This window comes from Actinoplanes sp. NPDC048967 (assembly GCF_040649415.1).
Classification (GTDB): domain Bacteria; phylum Actinomycetota; class Actinomycetes; order Mycobacteriales; family Micromonosporaceae; genus Actinoplanes.
In genome coordinates this window covers 601,507-623,197 of sequence record NZ_JBEZFL010000002.1, presented here as the reverse complement: position 1 = coordinate 623,197, position 21,691 = coordinate 601,507, and the positions used below count along the sequence as shown (strand labels likewise).

Annotated in this window: 17 protein-coding genes and 1 pseudogene; 9 read left to right on the top strand and 9 right to left on the bottom strand. The window is 72.6% G+C overall.

Features of this window, described 5'->3' with window-relative positions; genetic code table 11:
• Positions 1-32: 32 nt before the first annotated feature.
• The gene (locus tag AB0C12_RS09625; RefSeq protein WP_360546015.1) at positions 33-818 is read left to right on the top strand and encodes an SMP-30/gluconolactonase/LRE family protein; all 786 of its coding nucleotides are present in this window, start codon (positions 33-35) and stop codon (positions 816-818) included.
• Positions 819-823: 5 nt separating this feature from the next.
• Here AB0C12_RS09625 and AB0C12_RS09620 read toward each other — a convergent pair whose 3' ends face one another.
• Positions 824-1,936, bottom strand: a complete 1,113-nt coding sequence (locus AB0C12_RS09620; RefSeq protein WP_360546013.1) for an ROK family protein — start codon at positions 1,934-1,936, stop codon at positions 824-826.
• Between the two features lie 46 nt (positions 1,937-1,982).
• Between AB0C12_RS09620 and AB0C12_RS09615 the strand changes: the two genes are divergently transcribed.
• Positions 1,983-3,185, top strand: coding sequence for an MFS transporter (locus AB0C12_RS09615; protein WP_360546011.1), 1,203 nt, complete (start codon positions 1,983-1,985; stop codon positions 3,183-3,185).
• Here the strand turns inward: AB0C12_RS09615 and AB0C12_RS09610 are convergent.
• A complete protein-coding gene (locus AB0C12_RS09610) occupies positions 3,094-3,849 on the bottom strand; it encodes a response regulator transcription factor (RefSeq protein ID WP_360546009.1) in 756 nt (251 codons plus the stop codon). The two genes, AB0C12_RS09615 and AB0C12_RS09610, sit on opposite strands and share 92 nt — an antisense overlap.
• 72 nt (positions 3,850-3,921) lie before the next feature.
• The gene (locus tag AB0C12_RS09605) at positions 3,922-5,070 is read right to left on the bottom strand and encodes a sensor histidine kinase (RefSeq protein ID WP_360546008.1); all 1,149 of its coding nucleotides are present in this window, start codon (positions 5,068-5,070) and stop codon (positions 3,922-3,924) included.
• A gap of 155 nt (positions 5,071-5,225) precedes the next feature.
• On the opposite strand from AB0C12_RS09605, the gene AB0C12_RS09600 reads away from it, so the two are divergent.
• Positions 5,226-5,951, top strand: coding sequence for an ABC transporter ATP-binding protein (locus tag AB0C12_RS09600; protein WP_360546006.1), 726 nt, complete (start codon positions 5,226-5,228; stop codon positions 5,949-5,951).
• Entirely contained in the window at positions 5,945-8,191 is a 2,247-nt protein-coding gene (locus tag AB0C12_RS09595; protein ID WP_360546004.1) for an FtsX-like permease family protein, read from the top strand. Before AB0C12_RS09600 ends, AB0C12_RS09595 begins: the two co-directional genes overlap by 7 nt.
• A gap of 5 nt (positions 8,192-8,196) precedes the next feature.
• On the opposite strand, the gene hisC is transcribed toward AB0C12_RS09595, so the two are convergent.
• From hisC to hppD, 5 genes and pseudogenes are all read right to left on the bottom strand, one after another.
• Positions 8,197-9,273 (bottom strand): histidinol-phosphate transaminase, encoded by a 1,077-nt coding sequence (gene hisC, locus AB0C12_RS09590; protein WP_360546002.1) that lies wholly within the window; start codon positions 9,271-9,273, stop codon positions 8,197-8,199.
• Positions 9,270-9,890, bottom strand: a complete 621-nt coding sequence (locus AB0C12_RS09585) for an RDD family protein (RefSeq protein WP_360547087.1) — start codon at positions 9,888-9,890, stop codon at positions 9,270-9,272. Before AB0C12_RS09585 ends, hisC begins: the two co-directional genes overlap by 4 nt.
• A gap of 741 nt (positions 9,891-10,631) precedes the next feature.
• A pseudogene (locus AB0C12_RS09580) lies at positions 10,632-10,781 on the bottom strand (DUF2510 domain-containing protein); the annotation flags it as partial.
• Complete coding sequence (locus tag AB0C12_RS09575; protein WP_360546000.1) at positions 10,778-11,452, bottom strand: RDD family protein; 675 nt, start codon at positions 11,450-11,452, stop codon at positions 10,778-10,780. The gene AB0C12_RS09575 and the pseudogene AB0C12_RS09580, both read right to left, overlap by 4 nt.
• Positions 11,453-11,462: 10 nt before the next feature.
• On the bottom strand, positions 11,463-12,617 hold the full coding sequence (gene hppD, locus AB0C12_RS09570; protein WP_360545998.1) for a 4-hydroxyphenylpyruvate dioxygenase: 1,155 nt from the start codon (positions 12,615-12,617) through the stop codon (positions 11,463-11,465).
• A gap of 88 nt (positions 12,618-12,705) precedes the next feature.
• On the opposite strand from hppD, the gene AB0C12_RS09565 reads away from it, so the two are divergent.
• The 3 genes from AB0C12_RS09565 to AB0C12_RS09555 all read left to right on the top strand — a co-directional run bounded on the left by AB0C12_RS09565 (position 12,706) and on the right by AB0C12_RS09555 (position 16,298).
• Positions 12,706-13,191 carry an Lrp/AsnC family transcriptional regulator gene (locus AB0C12_RS09565; protein ID WP_360545996.1) on the top strand — a complete coding sequence of 162 codons (486 nt, stop codon included), beginning with the start codon at positions 12,706-12,708 and terminating at the stop codon, positions 13,189-13,191.
• Positions 13,192-13,254: 63 nt separating this feature from the next.
• Positions 13,255-14,571 (top strand): hypothetical protein, encoded by a 1,317-nt coding sequence (locus tag AB0C12_RS09560; protein WP_360545994.1) that lies wholly within the window; start codon positions 13,255-13,257, stop codon positions 14,569-14,571.
• Between the two features lie 59 nt (positions 14,572-14,630).
• Positions 14,631-16,298 (top strand): fumarate hydratase, encoded by a 1,668-nt coding sequence (locus AB0C12_RS09555; RefSeq protein WP_360545992.1) that lies wholly within the window; start codon positions 14,631-14,633, stop codon positions 16,296-16,298.
• Positions 16,299-16,318: 20 nt separating this feature from the next.
• Here AB0C12_RS09555 and AB0C12_RS09550 read toward each other — a convergent pair whose 3' ends face one another.
• Complete coding sequence (locus AB0C12_RS09550) at positions 16,319-16,840, bottom strand: hypothetical protein (protein ID WP_360545990.1); 522 nt, start codon at positions 16,838-16,840, stop codon at positions 16,319-16,321.
• A 377-nt stretch (positions 16,841-17,217) separates the two neighbouring features.
• Between AB0C12_RS09550 and AB0C12_RS09545 the strand changes: the two genes are divergently transcribed.
• Both AB0C12_RS09545 and AB0C12_RS09540 read left to right on the top strand, forming a co-directional pair.
• Positions 17,218-20,244 carry a BTAD domain-containing putative transcriptional regulator gene (locus AB0C12_RS09545; RefSeq protein WP_360545988.1) on the top strand — a complete coding sequence of 1,009 codons (3,027 nt, stop codon included), beginning with the start codon at positions 17,218-17,220 and terminating at the stop codon, positions 20,242-20,244.
• Complete coding sequence (locus AB0C12_RS09540) at positions 20,241-21,641, top strand: class II fumarate hydratase (RefSeq protein WP_360545986.1); 1,401 nt, start codon at positions 20,241-20,243, stop codon at positions 21,639-21,641. Before AB0C12_RS09545 ends, AB0C12_RS09540 begins: the two co-directional genes overlap by 4 nt.
• Positions 21,642-21,691 lie beyond the last annotated feature (50 nt).

Sequence of the window (21,691 nt, the reverse complement as noted above, 5' to 3'; positions counted from 1 at the left end):
ATGCCGGATGGACGCACTCTAGGGTGGATCGCATGCGAGTGGTGCTGGACGGCCTGGTCATGGGCGAGTCGACCCGGTGGCATGACGGGCGGCTCTGGTTCTGCGACTGGGGCGCCGGCGAGATCGTCGTCATGAACGCCGACCAGCCCGAGGTGGTCGCCCGCATCGACGACTTCCCGTTCTGCATCGACTGGCTGCCCGACGGGCGGCTGCTGGTGATCACCGGACGCGGGCTGCTGCTGCGCCGCGAGCCGGACGGCAGCCTGGTCACCCACGCGGACCTGACGGCGCTGGGCGGGACGCATCCGTGGAACGACATTGCCGTCGACTCGCGCGGGCACGCCTACGTGAACAACATCGGCTTCGACTTCCCGGGCGGGGAGCCGGCCCCCGGCCTGATCGCCGTGGTCGACCCGGACGGCACGGCCCGGCAGGTGGCTGACGGCGTGCGGTTCCCGAACGGCATGGCGGTGACTGCCGACGACCGCACCCTGATCGTCGCCGAGTCGTACGCGGGCCGGCTCACGGCATTCACCATCGCGGCGGACGGCAGCCTCGGCGACCGGCGGACCTGGGCGGCGCTGGGCACGGGCGTCCCGGACGGCATCTGCATCGATGCGGAGGGTGCCGTCTGGTACGCCGACGTGCCGAACAAGTGCTGCGTGCGGGTGCGCGAGGGCGGCGAGATCCTGCGGACCGTCGAGCTGGACCGCGGCGGCTTCGCGTGCGCGGTCGGTGACGACAATTTGTACGCGGTCACCGCGGTCTACCCCAGCACGGACGGGCCGGCCGGCCAGCTCGTCGCCGTGACCCTCTAGCCCCTTCAGACCAGCCGGGTCAGCAGGGCAGTCCACGCCTCCTCCGCCGCGCCCGCGATCGGGCCGTCGTCGCCCAGCAGCGCCGGCACCACCGGTGGCGGGGCCGCACGCCGGAAGCTCATCAGGCCCGCCTCGTACGCGGTCAGCAGCTGCTCCGGCGCGGCGGCGAGCAGGTCGACGCCGAGCCCGCCCAGCGTGACCAGGTCCGCGTCCAGGCCGTTGACCAGGCCCGCGATGCCCCGGCCGAGGGCGGTTGCCACGGTCGCGGCGGCAGCGGCCGGCTCGGGTTCCGGCGAGGTGATGATCCGCCGGGCGTACGTGATCAGGTCGCGCGGCGGCTCGTGGCCCAGCAGCCGGGCCAGTGCCGAGCCGTCCACGGCGGTGCCCCAGCAGCCGTACGCGCCGCACGGGCAGCGCACCGCGGGGTCGCCGAACGGCATGTGCCCGAACTCGCCGGCCGCACCCAGCGCGCCGATCAGCACCTTGCCGCCGTCCACCACCGCGCCGCCCAGGCCCGCCTCGATGCGCAGGTGCAGGGCGACCGCCGCACCGACGGCCATTCCGCGCCGGGACTCGGCCGAGGCGGCCAGCGTGGCGTCGTTGCCGGCCACGAAGATCTCGGCCCGGGGCCAGGCCACCGCCAGGTCGACGTCGTGCCAGCCGAGGTTGCTGGCGTCCAGCATGAGGTCGCGGGAGACGGTGCCCGGCACGGCGATCCCGATGCCGCGGATCCGGTCGCCGTACTCGTGCCGCAGCCGGCGGACCGCCGCGCCCAGCGCCGCGACCACCTCGTCACCCGCCCGGCCCGCGAGCTCCTCGCCCGCGGTGGCCAGGATGCTGCCGCCCAGCTCGACCACGTCGACCCGCCAGGACTCGTGGGTGATCGAGGCGGCCGCGATCAGCGGGCCGCGGGGGTGCGGGATCAGGGCGGTCGTCGGGCGGCCGCGGGCCCCGCTCGGTGCGGTCGGGCCCTCCGCGAGCAGTTCGGCCTGCCCGAGGCGGCCGACCAGCTCGGTGGTCGCGCCGGTGCCGACGCCGATGAGCCGGGCGGCGTCCGCCCGGGTGACGCCGGGACGGGCGTGCACCACCCGCAGCAGCTCGGTTGCGCGCGTCGGCACAGCGTTCCCCCTTCATTTGCTCGGATCAAGAGCATATTGTCGTGTGGTGAGCCAGCACCGAGGTGGACTGATCGTGCTCAGCGCTGCCTGCTTCGTCTACGTCACCGCGGAAACGCTCCCGGTCGGATTGCTCCCGCAGATCGCCGACGGCCTGGCGGTCAGCGAGGCAGACGTGGGCCTCCTGCTGACCAGCTACGCCGTCGTGGCGGCGCTGACCACCATCCCGCTGACCGCGCTCACCATGCGGATCCCGCGGCATCTGCTCATCGCCGTGACCGTGGCGATATTTGCAATCTCCCAGCTCATCGCCGCTTTCGCGGGCTCGTTGCTCATCCTCACCCTGTCGCGTCTGATCTGTGCGGTGGCCCACGGCGTCTTCTGGTCGACGATCGCCCCGGTGGCGGCCCGGCTGGTGCCACCGGACCGGGCCGGACGGGCCACCGCGCTGGTGTTCTTCGGCAACTCGCTGGCCATCGTGCTGGGCGTGCCGCTGAGCACGGCCCTGGGTCAATGGCTGGGCTGGCGGGTGGCACTGGCCGTGCTGGCGGTGGCCGGCGCCGCGTGCGTGGTGGCGCTGCTGATCGTGCTGCCGAAGCTGCCGGCGCTGCCCCAGGACCTGACCGTGCGCGCGGGAGCCCGGCTGAAGGCGTCGGTGCGGATCATCAGCAACGGGCCGGTCGCGGCGGTCTGCCTGAGCACGGTGGTGCTGGTGATCGGGCACTTCGCGGCGTACACCTACATCGCCCCGCTGGTGCGCCGCGACGGCGGGCTGGAGGGCTTCGGCCTGAGCGCCCTGCTGCTGGGCTACGGCGCCGCCGGCCTGATCGGCAACGCGATCGTCGGGCGTTTCGTGGACCGGCGACCCGGACCGCTGCTCATCACGCTCATCGTCCTCATGGCCCTCTCGCTGATCGCGCTCGCGCCCGTGCTCGGCGCCGCCCCGACCGTGCTGGCCGCGCTGATCTGGGGCGGCACGTTCACGGCGATCCCGGTGGTGCTGCAGGCGGCGATCCTGCGGGTCGCACCGCTGGCCCGCGACGCCGCCTCGGCCGTCTACGTGGTCGCCTTCCAGATCGGCATCGGCGGCGGCGCCCTGCTCGGCGAACGCTTCGTGTCGGCCGGTCGGCTGGGGTGGCTGCCGGCGCTGGCCGCGGTGCTCACCGGGGTCGCCGCCCTGACTGTCCTGGTGGCTCGGCGGGCCTTCCCGGTGCGCGCCCCGGTGCCGGAGCAGGCGCCGGCAGCGGTCTGACCAGCCCGGTCTTGTACGCCACGATCACCAGCTGGGCCCGGTCCCGCGCCTGCAGTTTGGCCAGCAACCGCCCGATGTACGTCTTGACGGTGGCGAGGCTCAGCCGCAGATGCTCGGCGATCTCCGTGTTCGACAGGCCCCGGCCGACCAGGGTGAGCACGTCACGCTCGCGGTCCGTGACGCCGGCGAGCGAATCGGCGGGCTCGCTCGCCGACTCCGCCAGCCCGGCGAAGTGGGTGATCAGCCGCCGGGTGACCGTGGGCGCCAGCAGGGCCTCACCCGCGGCGACGACCCGGACGGCGGCCACCAGGTCGGCCGGCAACACGTCCTTGAGCAGGAAGCCGCTGGCCCCGGCACGCAGCGCGGCGAAGACGTACTCGTCGAGGTCGAACGTGGTCAGGATCAGCACCCTGGTGTCCGGCGTCTCGGGCGAGCCGGTGATCAGCCGGGTCGCCGCGATGCCGTCGAGCTCGGGCATCCGGATGTCCATCAGGACGACATCGGGCTGCTCGCGCCGGGCCAGGGTCACGGCCTCGTTGCCGTCGGCGGCCTCGCCCACCGCCACGAGATCGGGGGTGACGTCGATGAGCAGGCGGAAACCGGCACGCACGAGCGCCTGGTCGTCCGCGATGAGAACGCGGATCGGCTCGCTGCGGGCGCTCATGCCGGCTGCTCGTTGGGGGTCGCCAGCCGGGCGTTCATGCCGGCCGTTCATTGGGGATCGCCAGCCGGGCGTTCATGCGGGCTGCTCGTAGGGCAGGGTCGCGCGGACGCGGAAGCCGCCCTGGTCCCGCGGACCGGCGGTCAGCGCTCCCGCGTGCATGGCGACCCGTTCGCGCATGCCGGTCAGGCCCGCACCGTCGACGGCCGGCCGTCGTGCCGTCGTGCCGTCGTTGGTCACCTCCACCCGGAGCTCGCCCGGCACCCCCTCGACGTCGACGCGGCAGCTGGTCGGCCCCGCGTGCTTGACGACATTGGTCAGAGACTCCTGCACGATGCGAACCGCGGCCAGCGCGACACCCTCCGGCACCTCGCAGTCGCCGCGCACGTCGAGCCGTACGTCGATCCCCGCCTCGGCGGCCCGGTCGGCCAGCTTCCGAAGCTCGGCCAGGGTCGGCGTCGGGGCGAAGTCCGGGTCGGTCCGCAGGGCGCCGACCGCGCGGCGCAGCTCGGTGAGGGCACTGCGGCTGGTCGCCGCGATGACGTCCAGGGCAGCACCGGCCTCCGCCGGCCGTTCGGCGGCGACGTGGCTGCCGATCGCCGACTTGACCGCGATCACGGTGAGGCTGTGCCCGACGATGTCGTGGATCTCGCGGGCGATCCGCAGCCGCTCCTCGGTCACCGCCTGCGCGGTCGCCTGCGCGGCCGTCCGGGCCGCATGGGCCCGGCGTTCGCGCAGCGTCCAGCCGAGCAGCCAGCAGACCCCGAAAACCAGCACCACGAGGGCCACCTCGAAGGACCCCGGACCGTCGGCGGAGTCGCCGGCGACCACCGTGGCCGCGGCCACCAGGGCGGCCCCGGCCACCAGGGTCACGACCGCGCGGCGGCCGGGAACCTGCGCACCGACCGAATACAGCGCGATGCCCGCCGCCAGCACCGGCCCGGGAAAAGCGAAGTCCGGAACCAGGCCGGTGGCCAGGCAGACCGCCGCCGCGCTCAGCACGACCGCCGCGGCACCCAGCGGCACGAGCCGGCGGACCGCGAGTGGCGCACCCATCGCCAGACTTGCGACGAGGGTGACCCAGGCGGGCTCGTGGGGGCCTGCGGCCGGTGACTCGACAGCCGACAGCAGGCACACGAGCGTGACCGCGGCGGCCAGGACGGCATCGAAAATGCGTCGCTGGACCCGGCCGGGTCGCCAGAGCTGGAAAGGCGGGACAGGCACGTTTCCGACCCTAGCGGCGCCGGGCTGCGGGGTCGTCGTCCCTGAGTCGTCATACCTGAGGATGAAGCGGCGGCCGGCCGTCCTGCCCAAGGAGGACTCAAGGTGTCGTCCTGAGCATGACGACGGGCCGCGGCGGAGCCGACATTGTTTTCGCCATGGCCGTTTCCCTCCGCGACGTGCGGATGATCTACCGCTCGGGCACCCGGCAGGTGCTCGCCCTCGACGACGTGAACGTGGACTTCCCGCCGGGGACGTTCAGCGCCGTGATGGGGCCGTCCGGCTCCGGCAAGTCGACGCTGCTGCACTGCGCCGCGGGGTTGGACCGCCCGACCGGCGGTGTGGTCTCGATCGCCGGCACACCGCTCGGTGACCTGGACGAGACAGCGCTGACCCGGCTGCGCCGCGACCGGGTCGGCTTCGTCTTCCAGGCGTTCAACCTGGTCTCGTCGCTCAGCGCGGCGCAGAATGTGGCTCTGCCGCTGCGCCTGGCCGGCCGCCGCCCGGCCGCCGGAGAGGTGACCGCCGCACTGGGCGCGGTGGGGCTGGCCGACCGGGCCCGGCACCGCCCGAGCGAGCTCTCCGGGGGTGAGCAGCAGCGGGTGGCGATCGCCCGCGCGCTGATCACCCGTCCGGCCGTGGTGTTCGCCGACGAACCGACCGGCGCGCTCGACACGCGTACGTCCCGGCAGGTGCTCGACCTGCTGCGCGCGCTGGTGGACGAGCACGGCCAGACGATCGTCATGGTGACCCACGACCCGGTCGCCGCGGCGATGGCCGACCGGGTGCTGCTGCTGGCCGACGGCCGGCTCGCCGGGGAGCTCACCGGGGCCGACGCGGGTGCCATCGCGGCCCGGATGACCATGCTGGAGTCGGCGTGCTGACCCGCGACCGGCTCGGCACGTTCGTCGCCGTGGTGCTCAGCACGACCATCGTGGCGGCGGCGCTCCTGCTCTGGACGTCCTCCCGGCCCCGCGTTCCGGACCGGTTCGCGGGGCTGGGCGTCGTGGTGCAGAGCCCGGCCGCGACGAATCCGGCCGAATTCTTCGCCGAGCCGGTGCCTTGGCCCGCCGCCACGGCTCAGGAGCTGGCGGATCGGCTGGGCAAGCTGCCGGGCGTGACAGCGGTCGTGCAGGACCGGCCGTTCTACGCGCAGCCGGTCCGCTCCGGGCGGCCGGTCCCCGGCCTGACCACGGGGTACGGCTGGAGCGCGGGCGCGGCCCGACTGGTCGCGGGGACACCTCCGACCGGGGAACGGGACGTGGTCGTCGGCAGTGATCTGGGGGTGCCGATCGGCCACGAGGTCACGGTGCTGACCGCGACCGGGCCGGCCTCATGGCGGGTCACCGGCCACGTCGAGGGCTCGGCAGTGCTCGTGGCCGGGACCGTCGCGGCCCGGCTGCAACCGGGCGTCCGGGCGATCGGGCTCGGCGGCGATCCCGACCCGGCTGCTGTGCGTGCAGTCGTCGGGAGTGCCGGAACGGTGCTGACCGGCGCGGGGCGTGGGGCTCTGGAGCCTCGTGCCGATGCCCGCCTGCGCTGGATCGGCACGCAGGTGCTGACCGCGACCGTGGCGCTGGCGGGCTTCGCCTGCGTGTTCCTGGTCGCCTCGACCTCGGCCTTCGGGGTCAACCAGCGCCGCCGTGAGATCGGGCTGCTGCGGGCGGTCGGGGCGACGCCGCGGCAGATCCGATCCACTCTGTACCGGTCGGCCCTGCTGGTGGGCGGGGTGGCCGCCGCGCTGGGTGTGCTGCTGGGCGCAGTGCTGGCGCTGGTGCTGGACGGGTTCCTGGTCGACGCGCGCTTCCAGCCGGTCGGGTTCACCGTGCACTGGGAGCCCTGGGCCCTGGCCGTGGCGTTCCTGGCCGGGCCGCTGGTGTCGTTGCTCGGGGCGGCGGCTTCAGCCCGCCGGGCATCACGGATCGGCCCGTTGGAGGCCCTGCGAGTCGCTGAGGTCGAGGACCGGCCGATGTCCCGCTCGCGCTGGATCGCCGGCCTGACGGCAGCCGCGATCGGTGCCGCCGCCGGCATCTACACCGCGACCGCGGCGGATGTCACCGACATGGCCCAGTTCGCGCTGCTCGGTGCCATGGCGTTGATCGTGGCAGCGGCCCTGCTGGCTCCCGTGGTCGTGCCGCTGCTGGTCCGGCTGTTGCTGTGGCCGGTCACCGGCATCACCGGATCGCTGGTCCGCGAGAGTGCCCTGACCGGGGTCCGGCGCACGGCCTCGACCGCCGCGCCGGTGCTGCTCACCGTGGCTTTCGGGGTCTTCATCACCGGCACGGTCCAGACCTCGACAGCGGCCTACGCGGTCCGCCGGGCCACCACCGTGGACACCGGGACAGTGCTGATCCCGAACGGCACGCCGGGTCTGACCGACGCCGCGGCGCCCGGCGCGCCGCTACCGACCCAGGTGTACGTGGCCGGCGCGTCGGTCGCCGTTGTCGGGTTGCCCACTCAGTCGCCGGGCACGGCACTGGTGAGCCCGGACGCTGCCGGGAAGTTCGGCGACAGCGTCACGCTCACCTACGCGGACGGGGCACGGGAAACGCTGCGGATAACCGGTGAAGCACCGGCGGGCCCGGTCCCGGCGGAGCTCGTACTGGCCCGTGACGTCGTCCGGGACCACGACAGGTCAGCACTGGCCCCGGCCGCGTTCACCGCCACGGCCGCCACCACACCGGGGTCGGAGCTGGTCCCCGTGGCCACGTACGCCGAGCGGGCCGACGCCGAGGAGGACCGCCTGGTCTGGTCGTTCACGCTGCTCCTGCTGGTCATGTCGGCCGGGGCGGGAGCCCTGGCCGTGGCCAACACCCTGCTCATGTCCACCCGCCACCGCGTACGCGACTACCGCGTCCTGCGCCTGGCCGGAGCCACCCCACGCCAGGTCGCCCGCACGGTGGCCCTGGAGTCGACCCTGGTCGTGACGATCGGATCCCTGCTGGGCGGCGCGACCGCGATGCTGGCCCTGCTCGGCTCGGCCGGCTCCCTGGCCGCTCAGGTCGGCGCCGAGATCAGCGTGATCGTGCCCTGGCCGCTGATCTCGGCGATCGTCGCCGCGTGTCTCGTGCTCGCTCTGGTGGCGAGCACACCGTCCGCCCTGCGCGCCCGGCCGTCGAGGTGAAGCCGCTAGAGAGCCGCCTCGGCGGCCGCCAGGAGAGCGTCGTTCTCCTCCGGCGTGCCGATGGTGATGCGGACACCGTCGCCCTGGAACGGCCGGACGATGACGCCCCGCTGCTCGCACGCCGCGCCGAAGGCCATCGCCTGGTCACCCAGCGGCAGCCAGACGAAGTTGGCCTGGCTGGCCGGAACGTCCGGGTACAGCTTGCGCAGCGCCTCGGTGACCCGCTCCCGTTCGCTGATCACCAGCGCGCAGCGGCGGACCACCTCCTGCTCGGCGTCCAGCGCGGCCAGCGCCGCCGCCTGGGCCACCAGACTGGTGGAGAAGGGAGTCAGCACCTTGCGGATCGCCGCGGCCACCTCCGGCTGGGCCACCAGGTAGCCGATCCGCAGCCCGGCCAGGCCCCACGCCTTGGACAGCGTGCGCAGCACGACCACGTTCGGCCGGTCGCCGTAGGTCACCAGGCCGTCCGGGACCTGGTCGTCAGTGACGAACTCGCGGTATGCCTCGTCCAGGACCACCAGCACATCCGACGGTACGGCGTCCAGGAACCGGTCCAGTTCCGCCTTGCGCACACTCGTACCGGTGGGGTTGTTGGGGTTGCAGACCAGCACCAGGCGGGTCCGGTCGGTGATCGCCTCGGCCATCGCCGCCAGGTCGTGGCCGTGACCAGGAGTGTTGGGCACGCGGATGCTGGTCGCGCCCACCCCGGCCGAGATGATCGGGTACGCCTCGAACGACCGCCACGAGTAGACGATCTCGTCGCCCGGCAGGCAGGTCGCTTTGGCCAGGTGCTCGGCCAGGGCCACCGAGCCGCAGCCGGTGACGATCCGGTCGGGGCTGACGCCGTACCGCTCGGCCAGGCGGTCCCGCAGCTCCAGCACACCCATGTCGGGGTAGCGGTGCGACCGGGTCATCGCCGCCGCGACCGCCTCCGGTACGCCGGGCAGCGGCCCGAACGGCACCTCGTTGCTGGCCAGCTTGATCGCCTCGGCGATGCCCAGCTCACGGGCCAGGTCGGCGACGCTGCGGCCGGGCACGTACGCCGGCAGCGCCTCCAGGTCGGCGCGGGTCAGCCTGCTCATCTCTTCCCTCCGGTGGAGTCGTCGGCGTTCTCGGGCGCCTTCACGGGCTGCTCCCGATGGCCGGGTGGCACGGCGACGACCACAGTCGCGGCCGACTTGTCGTGCAGGGCCTGGCGCAGTTGCTGATCGAAGAGCACCGAGCCGGAGTCGACGAGCTGCGCCACGAAGCCCAGCCCGTAACAGCTCCACAGCGGCGTCCACATGCCGAGCCGGGCCCACCGGCCGAACGCGCGACCGAAGCCGAGCGGTTCGGTGTTCTCCAGCTTCACGACCTTGACCTGCAGCAGCCGCTTACCGAGGGTCTGGCCGCTGTTGGCCAGCGCCGGCACCTCATAGGCGAACCACAGGGCGGTGGCTATGACGAGCATGGTCAGGATGAGGTAGCTGGAACGGGGCGAGGCGGGCTGCGGACTGGTGAACGGATCGGCCATGGTGGCGCGGAAGATCGGCTCGACCTCGAGCCACCACTGGTACGCCAGCCAGCCGTTGACCAGCACGTTGAGGATCAGCACGGCGACGATGTCGATCAGCCGGGCGACCAGGCGGCGGCCCAGGCCGGCCAAGGGCTGGCCGTGCGGGCGGGCCTGCACCTGGTAGGCGTAGGCGTGTGGGGGCACCCAGCCGGGCGGCGGGGCCCAGCCCGGGGGCGGGACCCAACCGGGCGGCGGAGCCCAGCCCTGCGGGGGCGGCGGCCAGCCCTGGGGCGGCTGATTCCCGGTCCACGGCGGTGAGCCCGCCGCGGCCGGTGAGCCTGCCGCGGCCGGTGAGCCTGCCGCGGCCGGTGAGCCCGTCGCGGCCGGTGAGCCCGTCGCGGCCGGTGAGCCCGGCGTCGAGGTGGGATGCCCGGGAGCTTGCGTGCCCGCTGAGGCCTGGAGGTCCGCCGGAGGCGGAGAGCCGGGCGGCGGCGTCCAGCCGGGCGGGGGCGTCCAGCCGGGCGGAGGCGCCCACCCCTGCGGCGGTGGCGCCCATCCGGGTGGGGGCTGACCGTAGCCCGGCGGCGGCGTCCATCCGGGCGGCGGCTGATATCCAGCGGGCGGCTGATATCCAGCGGGCGGCTGATGTCCGGCGGGCGGCTGATGTCCGGCGGGCGGCTGATGTCCGGCGGGCGGCTGATGTCCGGCGGGCGGCGTCCAGCCTGGCGGTGGCGTCCAGCCCGGAGGTGGCGTCCAGCCGGGAGGTGGTGGCCCGTAGCCCGGCGGCGGAGCACCCCAGCCGGCGGGCGGCCCGGCGGCCGGCGATCCCGGCTTCTGCTGCGCGGAAGCGCCCGGCGCTCCATGCGCGCCCGGCGCTCCATGCGCCGCAGCGGAGCCACCCAAGGCACCCCCAGCCGACCCAGCCGCACCCGGAGCCGCAGGCGCGGCCGGCTCGGGCTCCTCGGCCGGCGGCGGGCCGTCGGGCGGCGTCACGTCGGCCGGGAGGGCCTTGCCGAGCCAGCCCTCGCCGTCCCACCAGCGCTGGGTTGTCGGGTCGGCCGGGTCCTTGTACCAACCGGCGGGCAGCGAAGTCATGGCGCAACCTTTATCACGACGGTCTTGGCGACCTTGTCGTGCAGGGTCTGCTGGTAGGGCTTGTCCCACAGCTGCCACAGGCCGTCGACGTAGTAGAAGAGCGGCACGACGGTGCCGGCCACGAATTCGATCAGGTACCGCTTCGCGGCCATGCCGCGGGTCAGCGTCGCGCCCGGTTCGAACGGCACGACCTTGATCTTCATCAGTTTCTTGCCGAGCGTCTGGCCGCTGCGGTACATCATCTCGACGAAGTAGATGTAGTAGCCCGCGAGCAGCACCAGGACCAGTCCCAGCTCGATGAGCAGCAGCGGCAGGAAGAAGTCGGCCACCACCTCGTCGGCCGTCACGCTCGTGGCGGTGCCGGTCACCGGGTCGACGAGGTCCGGCATCAGCACGAAGAACGCTCCGAAGATCACCGGTACGAAGATCACCATCGCGATGCCGGTGAGGATCGAGGTGTCGATGAGGTGGGAGAGCAGGCGGGTGCCGAAGTCCGCCAGCGGCCTTCCGTCGGGCGCCAGCGGCACGGGCGGTGGGCGCCACCCGTACTGCGGGGGTGGACCGTAGTGCGGCGCGGGGCCGTACGGGGTCTGCGGCGGCACCGGGGCGCGGACCGGCTCACCGGTGGGCGGGCCGGCCGCGGCCGCGGCGTCGTCGTTCGCTTGCGTCACGAAGACAGTGTTACAGGTTTCCGCGCAGCTCTTGCTCCCGCTCGATGGCCTCGAACAGGGCCTTGAAGTTGCCCTTGCCGAAGCCGAGCGACCCGTGCCGCTCGATCAGCTCGAAGAAGACCGTCGGGCGGTCCTGCACGGGCTTGGTGAAGATCTGCAGCAGATAGCCGTCCTCGTCCCGGTCGACCAGGATCTTGCGCTTCTTCAGCTCCTCGATCGGGGCCCGCACCTCACCGATGCGCGCCCGCAGCTCGGGGTCGTCGTAGTACGAGTCCGGCGTGTCGAGGAACTCGCAGCCGGCCGCCCGCATCGCGTCGACGCTGGCCAGGATGTCGTTGGTGGCCACCGCGATGTGCTGGGCGCCGGGGCCGCCGTAGAACTCCAGGTACTCGTCGATCTGCGACTTGCGCTGCGACACGGCCGGCTCGTTGAGCGGGAACTTGACCTTGCGGGTGCCGTCGGCGACGACCTTCGACATCAGCGCGGAGTAGTCGGTGGCGATGTCGTCCCCGATGAACTCGGCCATGTTCGTGAAGCCCATCACCCGGCCGTAGAAGGCCACCCACTCGTCCATCTTGCCGAGCTCGACGTTGCCGACGACGTGGTCGACCGCCTGGAAGAAGCGCTTGGGCTGCAGGCCGGCGTCGATCGCGGGCTGCCGGTCGACGATCGGGCCGCGGGCCACGAAGCCAGGCAGGAACGGTCCGTCGTACTTCGAGCGGTCGATCAGGGTGTGGATGGTGTCGCCGTACGCGGCGATGGCGGCGAGCCGGACGGTGCCGTGCTCGTCGGTGAGGTCGTGCGGCTCGCTGACCGAGGTGGCGCCGGCGGAGAGTGCGTGCTTGTACGCCGCGTCCACGTCCGGCACAGCCAGCGCGATGTCGAAGATGCCGTCGCTGTGCCTGGTGACGTGCCCGGCGAGCGGCGCCCCGGCGTGCACCGCCCCGGTGACCACGAACCGGGCCGAGCCGCTGACCAGCACGTATTCGGCGTAGTCGCGGAAGCCCTGCTCGGGACCGCGGTAGGCCACGCAGGTCATCCCGAAGGCGGTCGAGTAGTAGTGGGCGGCCTGCTTGGCGTTGCCCACGAGGAACTGGAGGTGGTCGACGCCCTTGACGGGGAAAACGTCGACGGTCTCGGTGGCGGTTTCCAACATCTGCGTCATGTCCAGAGGCTGGCCCTCCGTCGCCCGCTGGGCAATAGTTGGATTTGCTGCTGGTCAGTCTGCACATTCGGTAGAGTGCTGAGGCACTATGGCTGGACAAGGTGTGCAGTTGGACGCGCTCGACGGCAAGCTCCTCGCGCTGCTCGCGGCGGAGCCCCGGATCGGCGTGCTGGAGCTCTCCCGACGGCTGGCGGTGGCCCGCGGTACGGTCCAGGCCAGGCTGGACAAGCTGATCGCGCGGGGCGCGATCCGCGGCTTCGGCCCGGACGTGTCGCCGGCCGCGATCGGCTACGGCGTGATGAGCTTCGTCACCCTGGAGATCAGTCAGCGGTACGGCCACCCGGCGGTGACCGCGCACCTGGCGGACATCCCGGAGGTGCTGGAGGCGCACACGATCACCGGCAGCGGGGACCTGATGTGCCGGATCGTGGCCCGTTCGAACGCTGACCTGCAACGGGTCATCGACGAGATCGTCACTTACGAGGGAATCCTGCGGGCGTCGACCATCATCGCGCTGGCCGAGCAGATCCCGTACCGCACGATGCCGCTGGTCCGGGCGGCAAGCCGGGCATAAGCCCGCGACACGGGCCTTTCGGGCTGGCAGTCGGGGCCTGTCGATCTCGTTACCGTGTCCGACGTGGCTTCCGGCGGGTCGGCGAAAGGCTACGCGCTGGTCGGCGTCGTGGTCGTCGTCATCCTGGCCACCACCGGCGTGTGGAACCCGTTCCCGAAGATCTGGTCCTGGATCAACCAGAGCGACCCGATCGCCGAGGGCGTCGCCACCTGGCAGACCCCCATCGGCGGCTCACCGCGCAGCGTCACGATCAGCGGCGGTGCTGTCGTCGTCGAATACCGGACGTCCGTCGAGGCGTACGGGATCACCGCCGGGGTCCGGCTCTGGAAGTCGGACGCCGACTGGGCCGGTGTCGCCGGCGGCGACAGCGACGCGGTCGTGGTCGTCGGGCGCCTGCTGACCAAGGGGTACGAGGTCCTGGACCCGGCCACCGGCGCGGTCCGCCGCCGCGACACCCAGGCCACCGCCGTGTGGACCTACGCCGACGCGGTCCTCGACCTGCGCTGCCCCAAGGCCGGGGAGTGCGAGCTGAGCGCCTGGGAGCCGCGCGGCAGCCAGCCGATGTGGACGATCGGCACCCCCGGCATCGGCTTCGTGCTGGACGCGGCCAACCCGGACCTGCCCGACACGCAGCCGCTGAGTTCGTCGCAGATCGACAACCGGGCGGGCGGCCCGAGGCGGCTGCCCAATCTCGTCGGGCTGCCCGGCGACGGCAAGATCGACGTGATCGACACCGCTCAGGGCCGGGTCGTGCAGACCCGTACCCCGGCCGGGGACCAGCGCGTCGCCGTGGTCGGCAGCCGGGTCCTCACGGTCACCGGCGAGGCCCGCGACGGCACCTGTTACTACGGCGTCGTCGCGCACGACCCGCCCAACGGCCGGCCGGTCTGGCAGCGGGACGGGCTCAACCTGCGGACCGCCGACAACGGCTCGTCCTGCAAGCAGGAACACGACCCGGCCGGCGGGGACGAGGTCGTGCTCGGCGTCGACCCGGTGGGCCGCCGCGAGCTGATCTCCGCCCACGACGGCCGGGTGCTCTGGCGGGGGGAACGGGGCCAGGACGTCCTCGCCGTCGACGACCAGTACGCGCTGGTCCGTACCGAGGACAAACGGACGCTGGTGGCCCGGTCCTTCGGCCGGGGCAAGGTGGCCTGGCGGCGGGGCATCACCGCGGACACGCAGGCCGCGCTGACGCCGTACGCGGCGGTGGTGGCCCAGCGCAAGCCGGCCCGGGTGATCGCGCTGAGCCCGCGTACCGGTGGGGTGCTGACCGAAGCGCGTACCGATGCGAAGGTCTTCGCGGTGGGGCCGGGGGGCCTGATCCTGGTCGCCGGGCGGGACATGGCGTACCTGCCGTTCGGCTCGTCGCCCGCACAGTGATCGACCCGTGACCGTGCTGGTTCGCGCCTCGTACGGGCGCTGGCCTAGGCTTGCCCGTCATGAGCAGAGCCGCCGCTTTCTCGTACTCGCCACTGTTGCCGACGGGTGACGACCTGACCGAGTATCGACTCCTGGCCGACGAGGGTGTCGACGTGGTCGAGGGGCCCGGCGGCCGGCGGTTCCTGACCGTCGACCCGAGCCTGCTCACGCTGCTGACGGCCGAGGCCATGCACGACATCGCGCACTTCCTGCGCCCGGCCCACCTGGCTCAGCTGCGGTCCATCATCGACGACCCGAAGGCCTCCCCGAACGACCGGTTCGTGGCCTTGGACCTGCTGCGCAACGCCAACATCGCGGCCGGCGGCGTGCTGCCGATGTGCCAGGACACCGGTACGGCGATCGTGATGGGCAAGCGCGGCCGGCACGTGCTGACCGACGGCACCGACGAGCAGGCCATCGCCCAGGGCGTCTACCAGGCGTACACCCGGCTGAACCTGCGCTACTCGCAGCTCGCGCCGCTGACGATGTGGGACGAGCGCAACACCGGCTCCAACCTGCCGGCCCAGATCGAGCTCTACGCCGAGGACCCGGGCGGCCAGCCGGACGCGTACAAGTTCCTGTTCATGGCCAAGGGCGGCGGCTCGGCCAACAAGTCGTACCTCTATCAGGAGACCAAGGCGCTGCTGAACCCGGCGCGGATGATGGAGTTCCTGGACGAGAAGCTGCGCCTGATCGGCACGTCGGCCTGCCCGCCGTACCATCTCGCGGTCGTGATCGGCGGCACCAGCGCCGAGTACGCCCTCAAGACCGCCAAGCTGGCCAGCGCGAAGTACCTGGACAACCTGCCCCGGACCGGCTCGATGTCCGCGCACGGCTTCCGCGACGTCGAGCTGGAGGCGGCCGTCCTCGAGCTGACCCGCGACTTCGGCATCGGCGCACAGTTCGGCGGCCGTTACTTCTGCCACGACGTACGGGTGATCCGCCTGCCCCGGCACGGCGCGTCCTGCCCGGTGGCGATCGCGGTCTCCTGCTCGGCCGACCGGCAGGCGCTGGCGAAGATCACCCCTTCGGGCGTCTGGCTGGAGCGCCTCGAGCCGGACCCGGCCCGCTACCTCCCGGACGTGACCGACGACAACCTGGAGACCGACGAGGTCGTCCGGGTCGACCTGAACCGGCCGATGGCCGAGATCCGGGCCGAGCTGAGCAAGTATCCGGTCAAGACCCGGCTCTCGCTGACCGGCCCGCTGGTCGTCGCCCGCGACATCGCGCACGCGAAGATCGCCGAACGCCTCGACGCCGGCGAGCCGATGCCGCAGTACCTGCGCGACCACGCGGTCTACTACGCGGGCCCGGCCAAGACGCCCGAGGGCTACGCGTCGGGCTCCTTCGGCCCGACGACCGCCGGCCGGATGGACGCCTACGTGGAGAAGTTCCAGGCCGCGGGCGGCTCCCTGGTGATGCTGGCCAAGGGCAACCGCTCCGGCCAGGTGACCAGCGCCTGCCAGAGCCACGGCGGCTTCTACCTGGGTTCGATCGGCGGCCCGGCGGCCCGGCTGGCCCAGGACTGCATCCGCCACGTCGAGGTCCTGGAGTATCCGGAGCTCGGCATGGAAGCGGTCTGGAAGATCGAGGTCGAGGACTTCCCGGCCTTCATCGTCGTGGACGACAAGGGCAACGACTTCTTCGCCGAGGTCACCAAGCCGGTGCTGAGCATCGGCCGGCGGTAAGGCCGTCCGGCTTCCGGCGCTCAGCTGCCGCAGAGGCCGGCGACCGGGTCCATCCAGTCGGGCATCTTCGTCGCCAGCGTCCGGTCCAGGTCCTTCGTGGTCTTCACCTTGTCGAAGAGGGCCTTGTCGTCGGCGCTCTTGGCGAACTTCGTCGCCGACACCGCGCCGGCCTGCTTGAGCTCGGGGTTCTCGGCGTCCGCGGTGGCCTGGCGCACCTTGGCGGCGACCTCCTTGAGCTCCTTGCTGGCCGACTTGCGGGCCTGCTCCGCCTCGGGGGTCTGCTTCGCCTCCTTGTAGGCGATCATCTTGCCCATCGCGGTGCCGAACTGGGCCACGTCCGCGTCGAAGACCTTGGTCAGCGTCGCGCAGACCTTGCGGTCGCTGGCTTCGTAGTCCGGCTCCGGCACGGTGCTCGTCACCGACGAGGGCGCCTCCGCCGCAGGTGCTTCGGCGATCGGCTCGGCGCCGTTGTCGTCGCTGCTGCAGGCGGTCGCGGTGAGCAGCACGCAGGCGATCCAGACAGCGGTGAGGGCGGTTCGCATGACAAAGATCCTGTTCGTCGGGGAAGTCCAAACCCTTCGCGACGATACGTTCCGGCCCGGGTGGCGTCCAACCGGCGTCCGGCGCCGGAACGCGAACAGCTCGTCCGCGACATCGTCGCGGACGAGCTGAACACCCCCCGTTGGGCCGTTCCGCTCCTCTGGGGCGATGTAGGACATCGGAGTGGAACGGCCTGTCCCACAGCTTGCCCTGAGGCGCTCTCGTTCCGCTGTCGTTCCGCTCTCGGCGGGGCCCGGTCCGCGAGTGGAATTCGGCTATGGTCGATGCCGATCGACCTGCGGAGATGAGGTGTACCTCCGGTGCGACCAGGCCTGCTGGCGACCCGCGCGGACCGTTGGGTCAGCCGGTGGTGGCGCACATGCTGCTGACGTTCCGCATTCTGGGACCGCTGTCGGTGACCGCCGCCGGGCGGGAGGTGGCGATAACCGCCGGCCGCGACCGCGTGGTGCTGGCGATGCTGCTGCTGCACCCGGGCCGGATCGTCGGTTTCGAGGAGCTGATCGACGCGGTGTGGCCGGATCGGCCACCGGTGACGGCACGCGGTCAGCTGCAGACCTGTGTGTCCCGGCTACGCCGGACTCTGGGGCCGGACGTCATCCTCACCGACCCGGCCGGCTACGGCATCGGCTGCGGGGAGGAAGACCTCGACGCCGCTGTCTTCATCCGGCTGATCAGTCAGGCCCGGGCCGTGGCCGCGGGCGGAGACACCGTGGCGGCTCGCGAACTCTTCCGGGAAGCTCTGGGCCTCTGGCGCGGGCCGGTGCTGACGGGCCTGGACGTGCCGGCGGTGCGGCAGCGCGGCGCCGTGCTCGACGAGCAGTACGCGTCGGCCGTCGAGGACCGGGTGGACCTGGACCTGGTCGCCGGCCCGGACCCGGACCTGCTCGCCGAGCTGACCGGGCTCGTCGAGCGATTCCCGTTGCGGGAGCGGCTGCGCGCGCAACTGATGCTGGCGTTGCACCGGGCCGGGCGCCAGGCCGGAGCCCTGGCCGAGTACCGCCGCTTCCGCGACCTGGTGCGCGAGGAGCTGGGTATCGAGCCGGGTGCGGCGTTGCAGGAAGTACATCGGCAGATCCTGCTCGGTGAGCCGGCCGCCCCGCAGCAGTCCGCGCCCGGTCCGGAAGCGGTGGACAGCCTGCCACGGGTGGTCGGTGACTTCACCGGCCGGGACGAGCTGACCGCCCGCTTGCTGGCGACCTTGGACAGCGCTGATCCGGTACCGGCCGTCCGGGTCGTCGACGGGATGGCGGGCAGCGGCAAGACGACTTTCGCGGTCCACCTCGCCGGGCTGCTCCGGAGCCGCTTCCCCGAGGCGAGCCTCTTCGTCGACCTGCAGGGTCACAGCGATGAACGGCCCCTGCTGCCCGAGGCGGCCCTGGTGACGCTGCTCCGGCAGCTGGGCGTGCCGGCCGACCACATCCCCGACCACCTGGACGAGCGGGTCCGGCTGTGGCGCGGTGAGCTGGCCACCCGCCGGTCCATCGTCGTGCTCGACAACGCCGCCTCGACGGCCCAGGTCCTGCCACTGCTCCCGGCCTCCGGCAACGCGCTGGTGCTGATCACCAGCCGGCGCCGGCTGGCCGGGCTGGACGGGGTGCAGCCCGAATCGCTGCCGGTCCTCGACGACGCCGAGGCGGTGGCGCTGCTGGCCCGGATCGTCGGGGCCCGGGTCGCCGCGGAGCCCGAGGCCGCCCTCGAGGTGGTCCGGCGCTGCGGGCGGCTGCCGCTGGCCATCCGGCTGGCCGGTGCCCGGCTCGCCCACCGCCCCCGCTGGCACGTCGCCGACCTGCTGCGCCGGCTGGGCGACGCGGCACTGCCCGAGCTGGCGGCCGAGGACCGTACGGTGGCGAGCGCGTTCGCCCTGTCGTACGGGCAGTTGCCGGAGCGGGCCCAGCGGATGTTCCGGCTGCTCGGGTTGCACCCCGGTGAGCGGTTCGAGGCGCTCGCCGCCGCGGCCCTCGCGGACGAGTCCTTGGCGTCCGCCCGCGACCTGCTGGACGACCTGCTCGACGTGCACCTGGTGGAGGAGCCCGAGCCGGAGGTGTACCGGCTGCACGATCTGCTCCGTGAGTACGCCGAGATGCTCGCGGCGGAGCTGTCCGCGGCCGAGCGCCGGGACGCCGTGGGGCGCCTGCTCGATTTCCATCTGCACGCGTTCGTCGCCGCGAACGACGGACCGCAGCGTGCCATCGTGGCAGCGGACCTGGGAGGGGCCGTGCCGCGCCGCCCGGACCTGGCCGCCGCCCTCGCGGATCCTGTCGCCCACCTGGAGCGGGAACGGCCGAATCTGGCCGCGTTCGCCGACGCGGCGATGGCCGCCGACCAGCCGGAACTGGTGTGGCGGCTGGCCCGGGCGGCCTGGCGCTTCCTCTACACCCGGGGCTACGTCACGGAGGTCGACGCGTTGCTGCGCCGCGGACTCGATGCGGCGCGGGAGCTGGGCGACGACTCCGCGGTGGCGATCAGTGCGAACTATCTCGCCTCGTCCGCGCAGCGCCTCGGCCGCCGGGACGAGGCCCGGGGTCTGCTCGAGCTCGCGACCCGGCTCAGCCGCGGGACCAACGCTGTCAACACCGTGCGGTCGATGGGCAATCTGGCCGTCATCTACGAGTCCGAGGGCCGCTTCGACAAGATGATCGAAAGTAGCCTGCAAGCCCTGCGGATCGGTCTGAGCGTCCCGTCCAACCTGGTACACGCGGGGCTGCAACACGGTGCTGTCGGGGCCGGCCACGCCCGGCTCGGCCGGTTCGGACCGGCGTTGCACCACCTGCGGTTGCGGTTGCAGCTGGCGAGCACGACCGAAGACGCCGTGGGCGTCGCGTCGAGCCTGCACCACATCGCCCGGGTCAAGTGGCAGGCCGGGCTGGCCGGTGCCGCCACCACCCGACGCATGCTCACCGCGGCGCTGCGGCTGAGCCGTTCGGTCGGATGGACCATCGGTGAGGCCGAGGGCCTCGGCCAACTGGCTCAGCTCGATCACGCCGAGGGGCACACCGGGGCGGCCATCGAGCAGGTGGAGCAGGCCATCGCGGTCGTCGACCGCATCGGTCACCACCGGTACGGGGCCTGGTACCGCGTCCACCGCGGTGCCTTTCTGCTGGCGGCCGGCGACGTCGCCGGTGCCGCGGAAAGCTGCGAGGACGCGCTGCGTCTGGCGCGCACCAGGTTCCCGTACGAGTGGGCACTGGCTCTGTCCGGCCGGGCCGCCGTCCATCTCGCGCAGGGTGATGCCGGGTCCGCTCGTCGGCTCTTGGAGCAGGCGCTGGACATGTTCGACCGGATGGGCGTGCCCGAGCGCCACGACGTCGAGCGGCGGCTGGCGGCGCTCGACAGTGGCGCGGATCAACTGCGGACCCCGGCCGGCGGGGGCAGGATGGAAGCGTGACGACGACTGACGAGAGCGGTTACCGGATCGAACGCGACACCATGGGCGAGGTCCGGGTCCCGGCCGACGCCCTCTGGCGGGCGCAGACCCAGCGGGCGGTGGAGAACTTCCCGATCTCCGGACGCGGGCTCGAACCCGCGCACATCCGGGCCCTGGCCCAGATCAAGGGCGCGGCCGCGCAGGTCAACGCGTCGCTCGGGGTGCTTGAGGACGACCTGGCCAAGGCCATCGTGACGGCTGCCGCGCACGTCGCCGACGGTGGCTACGACGACCAGTTCCCGATCGATGTGTTCCAGACGGGCTCCGGCACCTCGTCCAACATGAACACCAACGAGGTCATCGCCGAGCTGGCGACCCGGGCGCTGGGCCGGCCGGTGCACCCCAACGACCACGTCAACGCCTCGCAGTCCAGCAACGACGTGTTCCCCTCGTCGATCCACCTGGCCGCCACCGAGGCGATGACCAGCAGCCTGATCCCGGCCCTGGACCACCTCGTGGTCGCGCTGAGCGCGAAGGCCAACGACTGGTCGCAGGTCGTCAAGTCCGGCCGCACCCACCTCATGGACGCGACGCCGGTCACCCTGGGTCAGGAGTTCTCCGGGTACGCGGCGCAGATCCAGAACGGCATCGACCGGCTCACCGACACCCTGCCCCGGCTGGCCGAGCTGCCGCTGGGTGGCACCGCGGTCGGCACCGGGGTGAACACCCCGCCCGGCTTCGCGCCCGCGGTGATCTCGCTGCTCAAGGAGATGACCGGGCTGCCGCTGAGTGAGGCGCGCAACCACTTCGAGGCCCAGGGGGCACGGGACGCGCTGGTCGAGGCGTCCGGGCAGCTCCGGGTCGTCGCGGTCAGCCTGTACAAGATCGTGAACGACATCCGCTGGATGGGCTCGGGACCGCGGGCCGGCCTGCGCGAGCTGCGCCTGCCCGACCTGCAGCCGGGCTCGTCGATCATGCCGGGCAAGGTGAACCCGGTGGTCCCCGAGTCGGTCCGTCAGGTCGTGGCCCAGGTCATCGGCAACGACGCGGCGGTCGCCTTCGCCGGCACCCAGGGCGACTTCGAGCTCAACGTGATGCTGCCGGTGATGGCCCGCAACCTGCTGGAGTCGATCAAGCTGCTGGCCGCGGCGGCCCGGATGCTCGCCGACCGCTGCATCGACGGGCTCGAGGTCAACGAGGACGTGGTCCGCGGCTACGCCGAGGGATCGCCGTCCATCGTCACGCCGCTCAACCGCTTCCTCGGCTACGACGAGGCCGCGGCGATCGCCAAGCAGGCCCTCAAGGAGGACAAGACCATCCGTGCCGTGGTCATCGAGCGGGGTCACGTGGCGAACGGCACGCTGACCGAGGAGCAGCTCGACACGGCCCTCGACGTGCTCCGGATGACCCGCCCCTGAGCGGCTGTGGACGAGCTTGTGGATAACCTCCCGCCCGGCGTCACTCGGGC